This window comes from Microbulbifer jejuensis (genome assembly GCF_047289955.1).
Classification (GTDB): Bacteria; Pseudomonadota; Gammaproteobacteria; order Pseudomonadales; family Cellvibrionaceae; genus Microbulbifer.
This window is the reverse complement of sequence record NZ_JBLBUB010000025.1, coordinates 33,520-52,340: the sequence shown is the minus strand read 5'-3', so window position 1 is coordinate 52,340 and position 18,821 is coordinate 33,520. Positions and strand designations below refer to the sequence as shown.

The window sequence follows — 18,821 nt, the reverse complement described above, 5'->3', positions numbered from 1 at the left end:
TCTGGGCTAGGAAAACGATAATGAATAAACTGCGTAAATGGCTGTTGAGGCTATCACGTAGAAATAAACGACTCCTTCAGGTATCGACTGATGTTCTATTGATATGGCTGGCACTTTGGCTGGCGTTTGGGATTCGTTTGGGGTTCGACAAACTTGTTAATCCCTTTGCCGGGTATTCCTGGCTGTTTATCATTGCACCATTAATTGCGATACCTATTTTCTTCCGGTTCGGCATGTATCGAGCGGTGATGCGTTACTTTGGCAAGGACGCATTGATTAGTGGTTTCAAGGCGGTCATGCTCTCGGCTTTGGTATTGGCTTTGGTGGTCTACTGGTACCGTGAGCCACCGGCTGCGGTACCACGTTCGGTAGTTTTCATCTACTGTTGGTTAACTTTGGTGATGATCGGCGGTTTGCGTCTGGCCATACGGCAGTACTTTATGGGGGATTGGTATGTTGCGAGCCAGCAGGTACCCTTTATTAACCGAGTAGACCATTTGTCGAAAGTGGCTATCTACGGCGCAGGGGCGGCAGGTAATCAACTGGTGGCAGCGTTGCGTATAGACCGGGTCATGCTGCCGGTGGCTTTTATTGATGATGATGTTGGTATTGCCAACCGGGTGATCGCAGGCTTGCGGGTCTTCAAACCTAAGCATATCCAGCGAATGATCGAGCAGACCGGAGCCCAGGAAATACTTCTGGCAATCCCGTCGACCTCCCGTGCACGCCGACGCGAGATACTCGAATTACTGGAGCGCTTTCCCCTGCATGTACGCAGTGTGCCGGGTTTTATGGACTTGGCGAGTGGCCGGGTTAAAGTCGAAGATATTCAGGAAGTGGATGTAGCTGACCTGCTTGGTCGCGATGCGGTGCCGCCTCAAAAAGCGCTTTTCGAGCGCTGTATTCGTGGCTATGTGGTGATGGTGACCGGCGCTGGTGGTTCGATTGGCTCGGAGCTGTGCCGGCAGATTCTAGCAACTGGCCCAACCACTCTGCTGTTGTTTGAGCATAGTGAATTTAACCTTTACTCCATCCACTCCGAGTTGGAGCAGCGGATCCGGCGTGAGTCGTTGCCTGTGCGGCTGGTGCCAATCCTCGGTTCCATCCGCAATCCGAAACTCCTGCTGGATCTTATGCGCTCCTGGGAAGTAAGCACGGTGTATCACGCAGCGGCGTATAAGCACGTACCGATGGTCGAGCACAATATTGCCGAGGGTGTGTTGAACAATGTGTTTGGCTCGCTGTATACCGCTCAAGCTGCGGTGAAGGCTGGAGTCGAGCATTTTGTACTGATCTCGACCGACAAAGCGGTGCGTCCGACCAATGTAATGGGTAGTACCAAACGTCTTGCAGAGATGACGCTGCAGGCTTTAAGTCGGGAGTCTGCCCCTATATTGTTCAACGATGGCGAAACGGTAAATCAGGTCAACAAAACGCGTTTCACCATGGTGCGATTTGGGAATGTACTGGGTTCATCCGGTTCTGTGATTCCACGTTTTCGTGATCAGATCAAACGCGGTGGCCCGGTAACGGTGACACATCCAAATATTACCCGGTACTTTATGACGATTCCAGAAGCTGCACAATTGGTTATCCAGGCGGGTGCCATGGGGCAGGGTGGGGACGTGTTTGTGCTGGACATGGGTAGGCCGGTGAAGATTGCCGAATTGGCAGAGAAGATGATTCACCTTAGTGGCTGCAGCGTGCGCTCTGAGAAGGACCCACATGGTGACATTGCTATTGAATTCACAGGCTTACGACCAGGTGAAAAGCTCTATGAAGAGTTATTGATTGGTGACAACGTCAGCCCGACCGATCATCCCATGATTATGTGTGCCACCGAAGACCATTTGTCTTGGGAGGCTTTCAAGGCCGTAATGGCTCAACTGTTGTATGCGGTAGAGCATGATGATTACGAATGCGTGCGCCAGCTGCTGCGGGAAACTGTGAGTGGTTACACCCCGGAAGGGGAAATTATAGACTGGATTCACCAGAGGCGATGTAGGGAGCCTGAGTTGGCCTAATTACAGTGGGGTCACTATAAAGTTCGTTGCGTCTTAGCGTTGATTTTGCTGGGATGCAGTCGGTCGCATGACAATGTCTATGCATTAACTATACATAATGTCACCGCTAAGCGCGGTCCGCTCCAGTTGAATTTTTTGTATGCTCGCGCCAGTGTGTGGATTCAGTCTCTACCAGCCTGGCGCTGTGCGGCAACGATAATGGTTGTTACTTTTACCCTAAGATCGAGTTAGCGCACATCGAGTAAATGGCGTGCGATAATCAAGCGCTGGATTTCGCTGGTGCCTTCGTAAATCGTCGTGATGCGCACATCGCGACTCATGCGCTCCAGGGGGTATTCGCGGGTGTAACCCACGCCACCGTGAATCTGCAATGCCAGATAGCAGGCTTCGTTGGCTTTTTCGCTGGCGAACAGCTTGCCCATGGAAGCCGCTGGGCCAAAGGGCATCCCCGCATCTTTCTGCCAGGCTGCCTGCAGTAGCAACAGGCGCGCGCCTTCCAATTCGGTACATTTATCCGCCAGTTGCCATTGCAGTCCCTGAAATTGCGCCAGTTTCCTGCCAAATTGCTCCCGCTCATGCATGTAAGCGCGGGCGCAGTCCAGGGCCTCTAGGCCGATACCCAGTGCCAGGGCGCCAATACCAATGCGCCCGCCGGCAAGTTCCCCCGCAGCGATACGGAAACCGCGATTCTTTTCGCCCAGCAGGTTGGCGGCGGGAATACGGCAATGATCGAAAGAGACCTCATTGGTGACAGAGGCCTTCTGCCCCATCTTCTCTTCGGCCTTGCCTATAATCAGACCCGGGGTGCCCGCCTCCACCAAAAAGCATGAAATCCCCTTGCCCTTTGCCGCGGTGGGATCAGTTACCGCCCAGACAACAAAGATACCCGCAAACTCGGCGCTGCTGATAAACAGTTTACTGCCATTTAATACATATTCATCGCCATCCTTTACGGCCCGGGTGCGCATGGCTGCGGCGTCTGAGCCGGAACCCGGCTCTGTCAGGCAGAAGGAGCCTGCCGAATATTCGCCGCTACAAATTTTCGGGAGGTACTTTTGCCGTTGTGTTTCATTTCCAACTGCCTGGATAACTTCGGCCACCATGTTGGTTACAGAGGTGGTGGTTGCTGTAGAGGCGCAGCCGCGTGCCAGTTCAGTAATGGCCAGACAGAAAGCGATAGTTCCAGCGCCAGTGCCGCCATACTCCGGATCTACATTGATGCCCATAAAGCCCAGTTCGGCCAGTTGTTTGAGCTTTTCCAGCAGCAACTGGCGGTTTCCGGTCCTGTCGAGTTCGGCAGCGATGGGTTTCAGTTCGGTTTCGGCAAACTGTCGCGCTGCCTCCTGAATCATCTGCTGTTCTTCGCTCAGTGAAAAATCCATACAGTACCTGTTGTTTTATGGTTATCGCGGTCAGCTCAGTGATAAGGGGCATACCCAACCTGTGCCGAGCATAATAAAACTCCGGCCAATATTGATTGCCAAATTGTCTTATTCAAGTACGAAATACGCAATCGATGGTAAGAATAGCGCAACCGAGGAGTCAATCGGGACTCAACACCGATCCAGATTGCGCACGGCATAGGGCTTCTGGCGGCGCCCCTCTCACCGATTAGGCTGTCTTGTAGGCATCTTTCAGTGCTCAGGTGCCCAGCACAGCCAAGCCTTTGCGCGCCAGCAGTGCCTTCATACGGAACGTCGGCCTGGTTTGGTCTTGGGCTCGGGGTCGGGCACGGCCACGGCCGTATCCGTCTTTACCTCTTCCATCACCACATAGGTGTGGGTTTCGCGTACGCCCGGCAGTGAGGCCAGCTTTTCGCCGAGAAAACGGCGATACCCGAGCATGTCCTTAATACGAATTTTCACGAGATAGTCAAAACCGCCGGCGACCATATGGCACTCCTGTACTTCCTCCAGACTGGCCACATGCTGGTTAAAGGCTTCCAGGGCTTCGGAGGCGGTGTTATTCAATGTGACCTGGATATACACAACCAGTCCGGCGTGGACCTTGAGTGGGTCCAGCAATGCGACATAGTCCCGGATAAACCCTTCCCGTTCCAGGCGCTTGACCCGCTCCAGGCAGGGAGTGGGGCTGAGATTCACCCTGCGCGCCAGCTCTACATTCGGTAGGCGTCCGTGGCGTTGCAGGATACGCAGTATTTGGCGATCAATACGATCGAGATCTTCCAACTGTCGAGACATGACAAAATACCCTACTGGTAATCACGCAATTAGGCGTTATATTTAACCACAGCCAGCGCCAAAATGGCGATTAATTCTAAGCACTTTCCCACATAATCCGGTCTTTTATGCTGACCATGGATATAGAGCTTGGGAGACGATATGTCGACAACCTTCGCCGGAGATCTTGACAGTGCCCGGGAACGGGTACACCAGTATTTGCACGCCGACGAAAACCAGTGCGTAAGTGAACTCCTGGCCGGGCCCCGGCCAAATGACGCCCTGCGCAAGAGAATCCTGAGCACCTCCCGCGAGCTGGTGCGCCATTCGCGCAAACAGCGTAGCAAACGCGGAACTCTGGATGCGTTCCTGCAGCAGTTTGGCCTTTCCAACAAGGAGGGCGTGGCCTTGATGTGTCTGGCGGAATCTCTGCTTCGGGTTCCCGATGCGGATACTGCCGACAAACTGATTGCAGAGAAAGTGCATTCCGGCAACTGGTCCAGCCATCGTGGCCAGTCAGACTCCCTGTTTGTGAACGCCTCCACCTGGGGTTTAATGCTCACCGGCAGTGTTGTTGAACTGGACCCGGATATCACCGAGCAACCGTCGCACTGGATGAAACGCCTGATTAGCCGCCTCGGTGAACCGATGGTGCGGACTTCCATGATGCAGGCCATGAGGATCATGGGTGGCCAGTATGTTTTGGGTCGCACCATCGAAGAGGCACTGAAGCGCGGACCCAAGGAAAACCTGCCGGGCACTCGTTTCTCCTTCGACATGCTCGGCGAAGGTGCGCGCACCATGGCTGACGCCCAGCGCTATTTTGAAGCCTATAGGGTGGCGATTGAAGCGATCGGTAAGGCCAACACCAAGTGCGATATTGTAGAGACCAACGGAATTTCCATCAAACTGTCCGCTCTGCATCCCCGCTACACAGTACTTCAGCGTGAACGCGTCATGGGCGAACTGCTGCCCCAGGTGAAGCGTCTGTGCCTGGCCGCAGCCCAATACGGAATGGGCCTTAATATCGATGCGGAAGAGACCGAGCGGCTTGATATCTCCCTGGATATATTCGAAGCCCTGGCCCGTGACCCGGAATTGAAAGGCTGGCAGGGGCTGGGCTTTGTGCTGCAGGCTTACCAGAAACGCGCTCCATACGTAGCCGAATGGCTGATTGCACTGGGCCGCGATACTGGCCGCAAACTGATGGTGCGCCTGGTAAAAGGTGCCTACTGGGACAGCGAGATCAAGCATGCACAGCAACTGGGTCTCACTGATTACCCGGTGTATACCCGCAAGTGCCATACCGATCTGTCTTACCAGATATGCGCGAAAAAGTTGTTGGACGCCGGCAGCGCCATCTACCCGCAGTTCGCCACCCACAATGCCTACACCGTGGGCCTGGTTCTGGCCCTGGCCGGTGACCGTACCGACTTCGAATTCCAACGCCTGCACGGCATGGGCCATCTGCTGTATGCGCAGATTGAAGCGGTTCACGGCAGGCGTGTGCCGGTGCGGGTTTATGCGCCCGTGGGTGCACATCGCGACCTGTTGCCTTATCTGGTGCGCCGCCTGCTCGAAAATGGGGCCAACAGTTCATTTGTAAACCGTTTTATGGATGAGGAAACCCCGATTGAGACGCTGGTGCAGGATACCCTCGACCTGAGTGAAGCCTGCACTCCCTATCGCCACCCGCAAATTCCCCTTCCCGAGAATATTTATATGGGCGCAGAAGCCCTGCCACGAAAAAACGCACAGGGTATTGAACTGACCGACCCCCTCGCAGTTGCCCCTTTGATGAAAACGCTGGAAAACCAGCGCGACAAACACTTTCTCGGCGGCCCTATTGTCGATGGCGTTATGGGCAAAGCGGAGGAGCTGGTTTATAACCCGGCCACCGGCGAAGTGGTTGGCCACACAGCCAATACCGACAAACACCTGATAGAGCAAGCCTACACCTCGGCTACTGAAGCGCAGATCGGTTGGGATCGGCTGGGGGGCAATGAGCGCGCGGCCATACTGGACAGAGTCGCTGACTTCTATGAAAAGAAAGCCGGTGAGCTTGCCGCTATTATCTGTCTGGAAGCGGGGCGCACCCTCAACGACGGCATCAGTGAAGTACGTGAAGCGGTGGATTTCTGTCGCTACTACGCCAACGCTGCCCGCCAGTATTTCAGTGAACCCACCGAGCTGCCCGGCCCGACCGGTGAGCAGAACCAACTGTACCTGGGTGGTCGTGGCGTATTCGTGACGATTAGTCCCTGGAATTTCCCCCTGGCCATCTTTACCGGTCAGGTGGTTGCAGCACTGGCTGCGGGCAATGCGGTACTGGCAAAGCCCGCTGAGCAGACACCAATTATCGCCGCTCACGCTGTGCGGATGATGCTTGATGCCGGTGTGCCAGCAAAGGTGCTGCACCTTATTACCGGCAGCGGCGCTGCCGTGGGTAAGCTGCTGATCGAAGATCCGCGTTTGAGCGGCGTGGCCTTTACCGGCTCCACCGAAACCGCACGGCTGATTAACCAGCAGCTGGCCGCCAAGGAGGGTCCGATTGTGCCGCTGATCGCCGAGACCGGTGGTCAGAATGTCATGATTGTGGACTCCACCGCTCTGCCGGAGCAGGTAGTGGACGACGTTATCCAGTCCGCTTTTCTCAGCGCCGGCCAGCGCTGCTCCGCCCTGCGTATCCTCTGTGTACAGGATGTGATCGCCGACAATTTGCTCACTATGCTAAAAGGCGCCTGTGAAGAGCTGACCCTGGGCGACCCCGGTAAACTGGAAACCGACATAGGCCCGGTTATTGACACAAAAGCACAGGGCATGCTGGAGGCGCATCGTGAACGTATGAGCCGGGAAGCCAAGCCATTGTTTACTGTTAACGAAGATAAAAAACCCGATAAAGGTACTTTCTTTGGTCCGCAGGTTGTGGAAATCGAGGATTTCTCTGTACTCAAGCGCGAGGTATTCGGCCCTTTCCTGCATGTTATGCGTTTTAAGGCGGAGGAACTGGATGAGGTCATCCGCCGCATCAACGCCACCGGCTATGGTCTTACCTTTGGCCTGCATTCGCGCATAGAAGGGCGCGCTCAAGCGGTATTCAAGCGTGTGAATGTGGGCAACTGCTATGTGAACCGGGATATGGTGGGTGCAGTCGTGGGTGTAAACCCCTTCGGCGGCCAGGGTCTTTCCGGCACAGGCCCCAAGGCCGGTGGGCCGCATTATCTGTTTCGTTTCGGCAGTGAAAAAACCAAGACCATCAATACGGTTGCCACTGGAGGTAATACCCAGTTGTTCACGCTGGGGCAGTGAGGGCATGGAGGTGGAAAAATATGCCCTTGCCCTTGCCCGTGGCCACTGGCGGCAAATTCCCATTCACGCTGTGAACCCGGCAATACGGTCGGGTTCAAAGCTAGTATTCCCCATCAGTTTGTAGAGAGCCTTGCGGAACACTATCGAGCCGATGCCGGAATCGGCACGTTCCGGAGGTGATTTTCGCCACTACACAGAAGACCAAGTGCAGCAGCTGCACGTTATACGGCGTTGTCGCACTCCTGATATACCAGTCGAAGATATCCGTAATCTTCTCAGGTTCAGCGCGCGGTCGGCTGAGAACTGCGCCGAGAACAATGCGTTGGTGGATAAGCATATCCACCAGGTAAAAGCGCAACTGGCGCCCATAAAGCAGCTGAGGTAAAGCTTGCAGGCGTTACTCAACCAGTGTGTGGGGCCGGATTCTGCCAGCTCCTGCGAAATGCTGCTAAAGCCCGCCGATTGTGCAGGTTATTGGAGCGGATCTCACAGTGAGACCCTTCGTCTCTGCGCGGCTGTGGGGCGGCCGGTCTCCCCAAGATCGAGTGACGCCATTTTGGGAACAGTGGTCAAGCGGATTGTGGAGGTCTATTTGATGGCCTGGATAACGCTATGAGCTGGCGCACCCTTGGAAATTGGTTTGGGCTCAAAAGTGAGAATGCCGTCTTCAATAGCGGCATTAAGTAGGATCTTTGAGTCCTTTTCATAATCATTGAGCAGGCGCCAGGGGGGGCTTGCTGCCCTGTCGGGGTAAAATCCCCTCTGCTCTCTTTACATAACCGGAGTCCAGGCCAGCCATTATCGAGCTATTCTCTGCACAACCTTCCTTATCGTGCGCCACGCAAACCCGGTAGCCTTTAGCGGTCATATGATTGAGAAGTCTGCAGATATAACGGGCTGCGATATCAGCTTTTAAGGTCCAGGACGAATTGGTGTAACCAAAAATCCAGGACATGTTAGGTACCCCTTCCATTAGTACGGCTTTATAAGTTAATTTCTGACTGATGGGAACTGGTTCATCGTCAATGCACAGTGCTATGCCGCCGAGTACCTGTAGCTTGAGGCTGGTAGCGGTGATGATGATATCGGCATTCAGTTGTTTTCCCGAGTTCAGCAGAATACCGGCCTCATTGACGGTCTCGATTTGTCCGGTTTCCACCGAAACTCTTGCGGAAGTCATTGCCTTAAACAGATCCTTATCGGGTATCGCGCAGATCCGCTGGGTCCAGGGATTGTAGGTCGGAGTGAAATCCCGCATATCGAAACCCGATGGCAGGCTCTTTCTGACCGCGCGCAGGAACAGGTTTCGCATCAATACCGGCCAACGCCTGGATGCCTTGAAAAGCCAGCGCTGTATTTTTATGTTGCGCCAACGGGCCATAGAAAACACCCAGGGTTTGGGTAAAAATTTTAAGAGTACAGATGAAAGCCTGTCTGATGAGGGAATCGACAGGATATAACCGGGCGAGCGTTGCAGCATGGTTACATGTTTAGCCGCTTTTGCCAGGGCGGGTACCAGGGTAATGGCAGTGGCACCACTGCCAACAACGATAATTGTCTGTATATGATAGTCTAGCTTTGCAGGCCACTGTTGAGGGTGTATATAATCTCCGCGAAACCTCTCGGATTCGGGGAGTTGCGGTTGGAACCCCTGCTGGTGGTCATAATAACCGGTGCAGGAGATAAGAAAATGACCAGTGTAGTGGCAGGGCTCCCCAGTTGTGGTGCTTACTCCCTCCAGTTGCCAGTATTTCTGAGTGCTGCACCAGTTGGCTCTGTGCAGGTCTATGCCAAAATCGATATGTTCAAAGATACCATATTCTTCCGCAGTATCATTGATATAGCGCTGAATTGAGGCTCCGCCGGCCAATAATTCAAGGTCTTTCCAGGGGCGGAAACTGAAACTGAAGCTGAATATGTCGGAATCGGAGCGGATACCGGGGTAGCGAACAGGTCCCAGGTTCCCCCCGACTCTTGAGCGTCGCTCTAAAATGGCAAAACGCCCATTGGGACACTCCCGGCTGAGATGGCAGGCGGCGCCAATGCCGGAGAGGCCAGCACCTATGATTAAAATATCAAAAAGACGCGGTTTCAAAATAGCGTTCCTGTCCAATGAATGTCTTGAAATGGAACTTACCAACCCGGCACAGGCGTACTTTATATGAACCCATGAAAGTCAAATGGGGCGTTGGGTAATGTTGTCCTGCTGATAAGAGCGGAGGTCTGTCACAGTTTATATATTTTTATCAGGTTATGAAGAATCATCAAGACCAAGAATAGGCTTGAATCCGGTTTTAATTTCAGTGCGCGGCCCATGGGATCAATATTTCCAAATTAGCCCGATTTGAATCCCCTTATTCTGGAGTCAATGCGCTGTAATAAGAAAAAAAAGGTCGGCAACTGGAATATACAATGGGTGAAGTCGTAATTATACGTAATTGGTTGTGATAACCGGTTTATCAAATAACTGCACGAGGCAAGCCAATTTGAGCAGAAAAACGGCCTTGCAGTTGTTTCATTTGTAACTAACCAGGGCTTAAGCCCTGGTAAATAAAGCGCAGGCTGGCAGTATTCTTGTAGGTCCAGAAAACTAGACAGGGTTTCCTAAATAGTTTTTGCAAAATAAAAGTTATTACGTCAATCAATATAAGCATATATCATGCTCTGTAGGCATATTTTTTATCATACCTATCCAAAAATTCACATTTAACGGGGTTCCATAGCAAAAAATATTATGTGAGTATCAAATTCTATTTGTATAAAAAATAGCCTGCATCGAGAATCTACCAGTTTTTACGCTTGCTAATCAATTTTTCTTTTTTAAAAAATTATTGCTGAATAGTATATTTGCATAGATTCCTGAGGAATTTATCAAAACAAACCCAAAAATTGTAAACATTGGTAAATGTCACGAGTGCAAATAAAAAAATAGGTCACAAATTTTTAAGGAGATGCTTGTTATTGTCAGAAACCCATCCTATAAGTCACTGAACTCATAGTGGTTGAGCGTGCATTGACTAAAAATAGACATGGATGTCCAAGTTGGAATATTTATACTAATTAAATGGACTAAGAATGTTTTCGCTTGCCGATCTATTCGAAAAAGTTGTTGCTAAGTCCTGGCATGGCAGCGTGGAAAACTTGTCTGGTGAAAAATTAACCGCGAAGCAGTGTGAAAAGGCATATTCAATCTTACAACAGAGAGATATTTGTCTGGGCTTTGGTGATAGGCTGATAGTTAAGGCCCAGAGTGATATATTTACAATAGCGGTGATACTGGCTGCCTGGCAGTTGGGTCTCACAGTGGTACCGGTCAAGGAGGATGCTCGCAACACTGCAGTAGGATCTGTAGCGACAGATTGTAATGCGAAGGCCCTGTTTGAAAGGGGTAAACTTCAGTTATTGAGAACTTATCGGTCAGAAAAAAAGCGGTTTAAGTTTTGCTCAGCACCCCGGCTAACCGGTGCAGATCTGGCGTTGATTATTTATACATCGGGTAGTACAGGTAACCCCAAAGGTATCATGCTCACGCACCAGAATGTGCTGATAGCGCTACAGTCCATTACGCATTATCTTCGCCTGACCAAGGAAGACCGAATCCTCTGTCTATCGCCACTCTCTTTTGACTATGGCCTTTATCAGATATTGTTCGCACTTTTCAAAGAGTGTACAACGGTAATTTATAATAAGATATTTCATCCAATTCAAGCCCTGCAAGCAATTGATCAATTCAATATATCAATTCTGCCATTTGTTCCCGCCATGGGGTCGACGCTAGTTAGTCTGGTGTCGGTGGTAAAGCCCGATCTTTCCCAACTAAGCAGCATCACCAATACCGGTGGGCACCTATCTGAATCTATAATTCAAGCTTGGAAATTCCATTGTCCCCACGTGAATATATATTCAATGTACGGTCTTACTGAGTGTAAGCGGGCATTGTATCTGGAACCGGAATTGTGGGAGCAAAAAATGGGTTCGGTTGGAAAACCGATTCCAGGCATTGAAGCCAAAATTTTTATATTTGATACGCTGGATGATAGCTATCGGGAGGCAGAGGCTGATGAAATTGGAGAGCTGTATGTGCGGGGTTCTGCAGTCATGCAAGCGTATAACGATCCAAATGTTTTGAGAGAAACATATATCCTGGAAGGGAAGTATCGCGATGATAACTGGCTTGCAACAGGAGATTTGTTCAGTCGTGATAAAGATGGATTTTACTTTTTTAGGGGACGTTCAAAAGACCTGATCAAGCAGGCAGGGTTTTGTCTTTTCCCTAAGGATCTGGAAAATCTTATTGATGCCTGCCCCCTGGTACATCTTAATGTTGTAGTGGGATCAGTAGACAAACAGGGAAATGAATATGCAGTCTGTGTTGTTGAGCTGCGTAAAAATTGCCCGGATGATAAAATACAGTTCCATGATTGGTTAAAGGAAAATCTGGATTCTGACTATATACCACGTGAAATCAGATTTGTTGAAGCGATACAATTGACAGAAAATAATAAAGTAGATATAAATTATCTTAAAAAAGAAATTCAAGGCTGAGCTGGGTTGTTTTCAGCATTGCCTGAACTGGATTACTAAATACCTTTTAAAATGTTCTTTTATCCTCATGATTAAATGGGATCTATTGTTTTATGAAATGTTATCTATTTGTTTATTCTTTAAAGAATTAATACATACTGGTAAAGCAGGAGGGAAGATTACCCCTTCTTCCAGGACCGTATGAGGCATGGATGCCGATTACGAGCGTACAAAGATGTATTCACAGAGCCTCCTGGGAGAGGGGTATTGTTTCTTTCCGAACCCGTAGTAGAAGTGCCTTAATTGTCATTGGTGTAAGAAAGTGTAGGATTGTTAGAGCCTTATTTTTAATTCTTGGGTAGGCTATGAATGGTTCCTTGAAAAAAGTGATTACCCAGTTTAGGGAGTACAAAAAATACTTCTCAACACCCTGTTATGTTTACTCTATTGAAGATATTGCTAACAATTACAAAACACTCAAGGAGAATCTGGGAACATCTCTGATCTACTCTCTAAAGGCGAATAGCTGTCTTGATCTGATTCTGCGCTGTGGACATATTTTTGAGGATGGCGTAGAGATAGCTTCTATGGGGGAGTTGAATTTTCTTCCGAAAGGGCAAGTTTTTCGTTATATTAATAATCCTTCTGCGGATAAAAATTTTCTTCGATCAGCAGTCTCCAGTAACTCTGTATTGGTTGTGGATAATTTATCCCAGTTAGGTTTGATAAAAGAAGTTCAAGTAAAGCGCTCTATTAATCCGCTGGTATTGCGATTAAATCATAGTATTTTGGATAAGTTTGGTGTGATACCTGGCAGGGTAAGGTCAGATCATTTTGGTTTAAGTTGGGGTGATGCCCTAGCAGCTTTGGATATCTGTAAAAAAAACCACCTGACAGTAGCTGGGTTTCATATCTTCAGAGGTTCATATAGCTTTACAAAGTTGGCCAACATTACCGCACAGGCTGCATTGCATATTACTAAAAGCTTCGAAAGTGCACTGGGTTACCCAATTGCATTCGTAAACCTAGGCGGTGGAATCGAGAGCCACTGGCAAAACCAGAAGTTTGAATTCTCCAGATATAGAAGCCTGCTTTCAGAGTTTCCGTCCTATATACAAATTGCCCATGAAAGTGGTCGCGCCATTGTGGAGACGGCCGGATACTTTGTAACAAAAGTGCGTTATGTGAAATGGATTAATAAAACGCAGTATGGTATTTGTGATGGCGGTATGGCACAGAATTTTCTTCTGGCGAAAACAGAACAGACATTTAGGCGTTTACAAGAGCCCATAATAGTGCGAAAAGGGATAGTGGTAGACTCAGGGGATACAGCAAATTGCGGTTATCTCGTCGGTACATCCTGCAACAGGGATGATGTGATCGGTAAGGTGGTGGGGAAAGAAATTGAGCCTGAAGATTTGGCCATATTTTGTAATTGTGGTGCGTATAATGCCAGCTATACCCTTGCACACTTTCTCAGGTTGCCGCCGGCAAAATCCTATCTGATGGAGTAGATTATGCAACTGCAATCCCAAGTAGGTGACTTTATAGTAAGACAGCTTTCTACAATTTCTCCAGTTCCTATATCCTTCCAGTGGTTAATTGAGTGTGCATGTATTCGTCTATTTGATGCCTCGATGATTGTTGAAGATCCATTGTCAGAGTTGGCACCCCTGAAAGAACCGCGGATTGAACAACCGTTAAAACAGGTTGAGCATATCTATGCGATTGATCGTGTCATCGACGCCGTGCGCAATGAGGGTTTGATCAAATACTTTCACGAGATGATAGGGCTTTTCGGTTCAGTGATGATCAGCCTGACAGCAACGGAGAAACAGCATGCCCAGGTAAAAAATTGGGTTGATCACGGTATTTCCGGTCACTTTCTAATGACGGATAGTGGAGGGCCAAGTCTGGATAGTTGGAGAACCGAGCAAATCGAAAATGAATGTGGCCTAGTATTAAATGTAGATAAAATACATGGGATCGGAGCACAAAATTTAGGTTTTGCCATGGTGGTTGCCAAGCAGTCAACACGGCCATTTCCGGCTACCTTCTTACTGCCTCCGGATATTTGCGCACAGTTGAACCAATCTGCTGTCGGTAAACCATTTCTGGCTGGGACACTGCAACTGGGGAATTGTCATGGTAGTGTGAGAGTCTCAAGGGATATGCTGCTCAGGAAAGGGGGATTGGGAGCGGTTAATCAGTTTCTGAGCTTGATCCGCCCTCGCTTTGTCAAGTCTCTAATGCACTATATTTTATGGCTACATGATCAGAATGAAGTGGAGCTCACCACCTTAGACCAAGAGCATATTGAGTACCTTATTTATTTGTGCAATGAGCAGATTTCCACTCCGGTTTTCTCTTTATGCAGTATAGACAGGGTTCTGGCGATAAAATTTTCAAGCAATGAACTGCTTCTGGATCTGGTGTGTGCCGGTAAAGTGAAAAGCAAGATTTGCCAGAGAGATTTTCTGGCTTTTACAAAAGCGGAAGGCAGTTCATATCGGTGCTTTTATGAAATCTATAGTAAAGCGAAGGAATACAGGATATGAGCCTGTATTTAAAATCCGCCGCGTTTACACCCATTGAAACAATTAATATTACTACAAATGGCACCTTAAAGAGAACCGTTCAGTCAATCACAGCTCAAATCTATGAGCAAAGTGAGCAAGTGCTAAACGTTATACCCCCAGAATTAAGAAGGAAGATAAGTCGTCACTTTCTTTGCTCTACAATGATAGAACTACCTTTCACTTCGGGAACGATCAAAGAGCGGGATATCCGTCCTATAGAAAGAGAGTATTATGTGCCAGTAAGTAGTTTCGTTAATACCTATGAATGTGCATCCTGGGGGTATAGTCTCCGTTATTATTTGCGACAAAACCCAAGTGCCCACTATATCTTGGTCAGCATCCTGGATGTGAACATATTGAGCTTGAGTTTTTGGAAAAAAAACAAAAACTGGGGTAAAAGCGGTTTTGGTCTCTGTACATTGCTTTTTGAAGTGGAACATTATAATGAAAAAGAGATAATTGCGGGTTGTACGGTAACTTACAATACCATGCCAGAATTTGCAATCATTATCCGCAAAATGATCATGGAACAAAGTAATCTTACTTTGGCACTGCCTTTTTTCCCAAAAAAAACCCGTCAAATTTTCTCAAAGCTTCTCAATGATGTTGAGCAATTTTCGGATCTTCATGCTAGATGGGGGCATTGTTTTGGCAGCGATCCATGGTTGAATATTATCACTCATGGTGTGAATAAAGAAATTCAAGAGCGCAAGCGGATTTTAGCGTGCTCGTTGGCGCTCAATGGCTATTACTGCATTGCGAAGGTAAGTGCCGATCAACATAGCAGATTCTATTTGTCAGAGAAAATATGAATATACTAATCCAAATATCGGCGAATCTTCTGCGCAACCCCTATCCGCATTTGCCAAAGCTTTGCTCTGCCAGAACTTTACCCCTTGAACATGCGGACGATTTTCTGGCTCTTTCCAGTCTTCGTGTCAATAGTGTGCCAATTTTATTAAATTACTCTGAGCACTACCAATTTATCGTGAGCTTGCTTAAATGTATAAACAGTTGTAATCCCCAGTTCAAAACACTCTTGTTAAGGATGCAGATGCCGGCGGGCGGAAGAATGCCCAAGGAATTTTTGCAAGAACAAGTGTTAATGCTCCAGGATGTATCCAATGAAGAGGCGATACTCACTCGGGAAGGTAAAGCGTATTTAGTTATTGAGGATACACTGATTCGGCATCCTCTGGAGGCCGGGGAAAATACTTTTCGTGTAAGGATTTCTTCTCCTGATTACTGTCGGAATTTAGTCGAGAGTATTTGTCAACGATTACATGTCCATGGGTTTGAAGGAGTAGAAACGACGTTTTTGCATAGGGCCGTCTAGATATGTTTATTAAAAGTGTCTGGATAGAAAATAGTGGAGAAACAATTCAGTTATTGTGCTCTCTGAATCGATACCTGTCTATGTTTTCGGTTCTTCCAAGGCTTATTTATATCGTATCTGCAGGGGAAGTAAATGTACTGATTGAGCGATGTGTAATACGCTTTATTGCCGATCTGGAGGATATCGGTCACGATATTTTATTTCTGGGAAGCGCTTGTACCAGCTTTCATGCAGCCATTCTAAGCTACTCAACCAGAAAAGAGTCAGAGGCCCTCATTATTAATCTGGAAGTCGCCAGAGATCGGCAACAAGAGTGTTTGGATGCCCTGGGAGTTGGAATAAAACCAGGCCAGGATGGTCTTAAGGTGACTACCGGGGTAGCTGTTACCTGGATATGCAGAAACTATCAATCGCAGAGTATTTACAGAGTATCAAACTGCACTATTTTATCTCAGCATCTATCACTTAACGGTGCTCAGCACCTGATAAATAATTTGAGTAAAATGACTTCTATTATTGCAGAGCAGGATACAAGTCGTGTGGTATCGTTCAACATTGCATCTCGTTGGGCGAAATGCCTGCTACAGGGATTTTCTTGTATAGAAAAAACCAGTTGGTTGCCAAGTATTGAGGATGATGGAAAGCATTACCTGAGTATTAAACCTCTCATGGAGATCAATAAGTATTTCGTAGATGAAGGTTTTAAGAAGCTCGTGGTCATTACGCTCGGTGGCGGTGGCAGAGCTGGATGTCTCACAATCGAACGTCCATTTGCTGAACAGAACGGTTTGGTTTCAAGCTTGATCAATACGAAAACCCTTTCCCTTGAACAAGCTTATACCGACTTTAGTGTGGCATGGCATATCGGGTACATCAGGGGTGGAAACCATCTATTGCATATACGCAACGCCTTGCAGTATCCCCAAAAAAAATATCGAGGGAAGGTAAATCAAATATTTCATTGGGTATTAGGTTCCCGAAGCTGGCGAATGCTCCTGCCCGATCAAGGAACCGGATATGTCTAAAAATATCTATAAGATTGATCTAAGAGAGTTCAAATTTCTTATTGAAGATCAATTCTATCAGACGCGGGAATTGTTTGACCATCCTCTCTACCAGGACTGCTCACCGGAAATCCTGCACGAAATATTGTTGCGTGCAAAGAATTTTGCCTATCAAGTGTTGGGTCCCGGTTTTCAGCAAGCTGATGAACAAGGTTGCCAGCTAAAGGCTGGTAGTATTCAGCTCCCTGAGTCTTTTCCGGAAATGTGGAAAAGATTTAAGCAGGAGTGGACCGATGTAACCTCTGTAAGCGGGGAGAGAAGAAGTACTTTACCACCATTTATTTTGCAGATGGTTCTTGAGATGTTTATGGGATCTAATCCCAGCTTTATGGCCTATGGGGGTTTCTGCTTGCCCTCATCCACTTTGTTAGACAGATATGGCAGCGAGATACAGAAGGCGCTTTTTAGAGACAGGCTGGCCGCTTCGGAGTGGACTGCTTGCCTGTGCCTCACAGAACCACAAGCGGGAAGCGATGTCTCTCTAGTGGAAACAAGGGCAAGGAGGCAGACAGACGGCACATATTTGCTGACTGGTGAGAAATATCTGATTAGTGCCGGTATGCATGATCTGGCTGATAATATTATCTACTTTGTATTGGGCAGGGGTGAGCAGAGTGGATCGGGGACCTACGGCCTTTCTTGTTTTATAGTACCCAAATACTGGGTGGATGAAGGTGGTACTCTCGGCGGATTTAACCATGTAGAGTGTATATCTATAGCTGAAAAAATGGGTTTCAAAGGGTGTGCCAATACACATCTTACTTTCGGTGCGCAGGGTCCTTGCCGCGGTTATTTGCTGGGTGAACGGGAAAATGTGGGCCTCTTGCAGTTCCTTACGTTAATGAACCAGGCCAGGATAAGCACGGGTGTCTATGCTCTGGGAATGGCCTCTTCTGCATACTATAACGCACTTTCGTACGCTTCCAAGCGACTTCAGGGCAAGCGGTTCGATCAGAGCTTTAGTCCAACGGCCGATCGGGTCAACATTATAGAGCATGCCGATGTACAGCGGATGCTGCTAGAAATGAAGTCCAAGGTAGAGGGTTGTCGTGCTCTAATTGCGAAATTGACCTTGTCGGAGAGTCTTATCAATACTTTTGAGGGGCGCGATGATAAGGAAATGGAGAGAGTGCATCACCAGGGTCTGGTAGATCTGCTGACCCCGGTTGTGAAAGCTTATATCAGTGACCAGGCTTGGAGAATATGTGAGCTGGCTATTCAGACCTGTGGTGGCCGTGGGTATTTACGAGATATGGGATTAGAGCAGTATGCTCGGGATATCAAGGTACTGGCAATATGGGAAGGTACTAATTATATCCAAAGTCAGGATCTTATTCGAGACAAGCTGGGGCTGGGTAATACGAGTAAACTTTTCAATATATATAAGATAGAGATTGATAGATTTATTGATACGGCAGGGGATTATCCGCAGCTCCTAGCCGAATTTAACTGTTTGAAAGACTCCCTTGGACACTTTGAAACCGTATTAAAGGTTGTACATGACTGGGTCAAGAGCAAGGAAATGTTGAAAATCCCTGCCTACAGTACCCGGATTCTTCATATGATGGGAGATATTACTCTGGCCTGGTTGCTACTGGAAGCTGCTTGCGTCTCTTCTTGCAAGTTGTGCAAAAGAGATAAAGATAAAGAATTTTTTAACTCAAAAATTATTATTGCCAAATTTTTTATCAGAAATGAGTTACCTAGAACACAATATTATTTAAATGTTATCCAAGATCGCAATTCATTTTGTGAATTAGAATTTTCTGACTGGAGTTCTCTGTTGAGTGAATTGGAATAATTTT

The 18,821-nt window shown here is 48.1% G+C and carries 13 protein-coding genes; 10 read left to right on the top strand and 3 right to left on the bottom strand.

Going from position 1 to position 18,821, the window contains the following annotated elements; all coding sequences use genetic code 11:
* Nucleotides 1-20: 20 nt before the first annotated feature.
* The gene (locus tag ACL7TT_RS15750; protein WP_413396819.1) at nucleotides 21-2,024 is read left to right on the top strand and encodes a polysaccharide biosynthesis protein; all 2,004 of its coding nucleotides are present in this window, start codon (nucleotides 21-23) and stop codon (nucleotides 2,022-2,024) included.
* Nucleotides 2,025-2,251: 227 nt separating this feature from the next.
* On the opposite strand, the gene ACL7TT_RS15745 is transcribed toward ACL7TT_RS15750, so the two are convergent.
* Complete coding sequence (locus tag ACL7TT_RS15745) at nucleotides 2,252-3,406, bottom strand: acyl-CoA dehydrogenase family protein (RefSeq protein ID WP_413396817.1); 1,155 nt, start codon at nucleotides 3,404-3,406, stop codon at nucleotides 2,252-2,254.
* A 303-nt stretch (nucleotides 3,407-3,709) separates the two neighbouring features.
* The gene (locus ACL7TT_RS15740) at nucleotides 3,710-4,225 is read right to left on the bottom strand and encodes an Lrp/AsnC ligand binding domain-containing protein (RefSeq protein WP_299945165.1); all 516 of its coding nucleotides are present in this window, start codon (nucleotides 4,223-4,225) and stop codon (nucleotides 3,710-3,712) included.
* 141 nt (nucleotides 4,226-4,366) lie between these two features.
* Here ACL7TT_RS15740 and putA point away from each other — a divergent pair, with 141 nt between their 5' ends.
* Together putA and ACL7TT_RS15730 are read left to right on the top strand one after the other, a co-directional pair.
* Nucleotides 4,367-7,513 (top strand): bifunctional proline dehydrogenase/L-glutamate gamma-semialdehyde dehydrogenase PutA, encoded by a 3,147-nt coding sequence (gene putA / locus ACL7TT_RS15735; RefSeq protein WP_413396815.1) that lies wholly within the window; start codon nucleotides 4,367-4,369, stop codon nucleotides 7,511-7,513.
* Between the two features lie 151 nt (nucleotides 7,514-7,664).
* The gene (locus ACL7TT_RS15730; protein ID WP_413396851.1) at nucleotides 7,665-7,898 is read left to right on the top strand and encodes a MerR family DNA-binding protein; all 234 of its coding nucleotides are present in this window, start codon (nucleotides 7,665-7,667) and stop codon (nucleotides 7,896-7,898) included.
* A gap of 324 nt (nucleotides 7,899-8,222) precedes the next feature.
* Here the strand turns inward: ACL7TT_RS15730 and ACL7TT_RS15725 are convergent, their stop codons facing one another.
* Nucleotides 8,223-9,608 carry a flavin-containing monooxygenase gene (locus ACL7TT_RS15725; protein ID WP_413396814.1) on the bottom strand — a complete coding sequence of 462 codons (1,386 nt, stop codon included), beginning with the start codon at nucleotides 9,606-9,608 and terminating at the stop codon, nucleotides 8,223-8,225.
* Between the two features lie 980 nt (nucleotides 9,609-10,588).
* Here ACL7TT_RS15725 and ACL7TT_RS15720 point away from each other — a divergent pair.
* The 7 genes from ACL7TT_RS15720 to ACL7TT_RS15690 all read left to right on the top strand — a co-directional run bounded on the left by ACL7TT_RS15720 (nucleotide 10,589) and on the right by ACL7TT_RS15690 (nucleotide 18,817).
* Entirely contained in the window at nucleotides 10,589-12,058 is a 1,470-nt protein-coding gene (locus tag ACL7TT_RS15720; protein WP_413396812.1) for a class I adenylate-forming enzyme family protein, read from the top strand.
* Between the two features lie 365 nt (nucleotides 12,059-12,423).
* Nucleotides 12,424-13,551 carry a type III PLP-dependent enzyme domain-containing protein gene (locus ACL7TT_RS15715; RefSeq protein ID WP_413396849.1) on the top strand — a complete coding sequence of 376 codons (1,128 nt, stop codon included), beginning with the start codon at nucleotides 12,424-12,426 and terminating at the stop codon, nucleotides 13,549-13,551.
* A gap of 3 nt (nucleotides 13,552-13,554) precedes the next feature.
* Nucleotides 13,555-14,595 carry a hypothetical protein gene (locus ACL7TT_RS15710; RefSeq protein WP_413396810.1) on the top strand — a complete coding sequence of 347 codons (1,041 nt, stop codon included), beginning with the start codon at nucleotides 13,555-13,557 and terminating at the stop codon, nucleotides 14,593-14,595.
* Nucleotides 14,592-15,428 carry a hypothetical protein gene (locus ACL7TT_RS15705; protein WP_413396808.1) on the top strand — a complete coding sequence of 279 codons (837 nt, stop codon included), beginning with the start codon at nucleotides 14,592-14,594 and terminating at the stop codon, nucleotides 15,426-15,428. The genes ACL7TT_RS15710 and ACL7TT_RS15705 overlap by 4 nt, the downstream gene beginning before the upstream one ends.
* On the top strand, nucleotides 15,425-15,952 hold the full coding sequence (locus ACL7TT_RS15700; protein WP_413396807.1) for a hypothetical protein: 528 nt from the start codon (nucleotides 15,425-15,427) through the stop codon (nucleotides 15,950-15,952). The genes ACL7TT_RS15705 and ACL7TT_RS15700 overlap by 4 nt, the downstream gene beginning before the upstream one ends.
* A gap of 2 nt (nucleotides 15,953-15,954) precedes the next feature.
* On the top strand, nucleotides 15,955-16,977 hold the full coding sequence (locus ACL7TT_RS15695) for a hypothetical protein (RefSeq protein ID WP_413396805.1): 1,023 nt from the start codon (nucleotides 15,955-15,957) through the stop codon (nucleotides 16,975-16,977).
* Nucleotides 16,970-18,817: an acyl-CoA dehydrogenase gene (locus ACL7TT_RS15690; protein ID WP_413396803.1), complete on the top strand. Its 1,848-nt coding sequence runs from the start codon at nucleotides 16,970-16,972 to the stop codon at nucleotides 18,815-18,817. Before ACL7TT_RS15695 ends, ACL7TT_RS15690 begins: the two co-directional genes overlap by 8 nt.
* Nucleotides 18,818-18,821 lie beyond the last annotated feature (4 nt).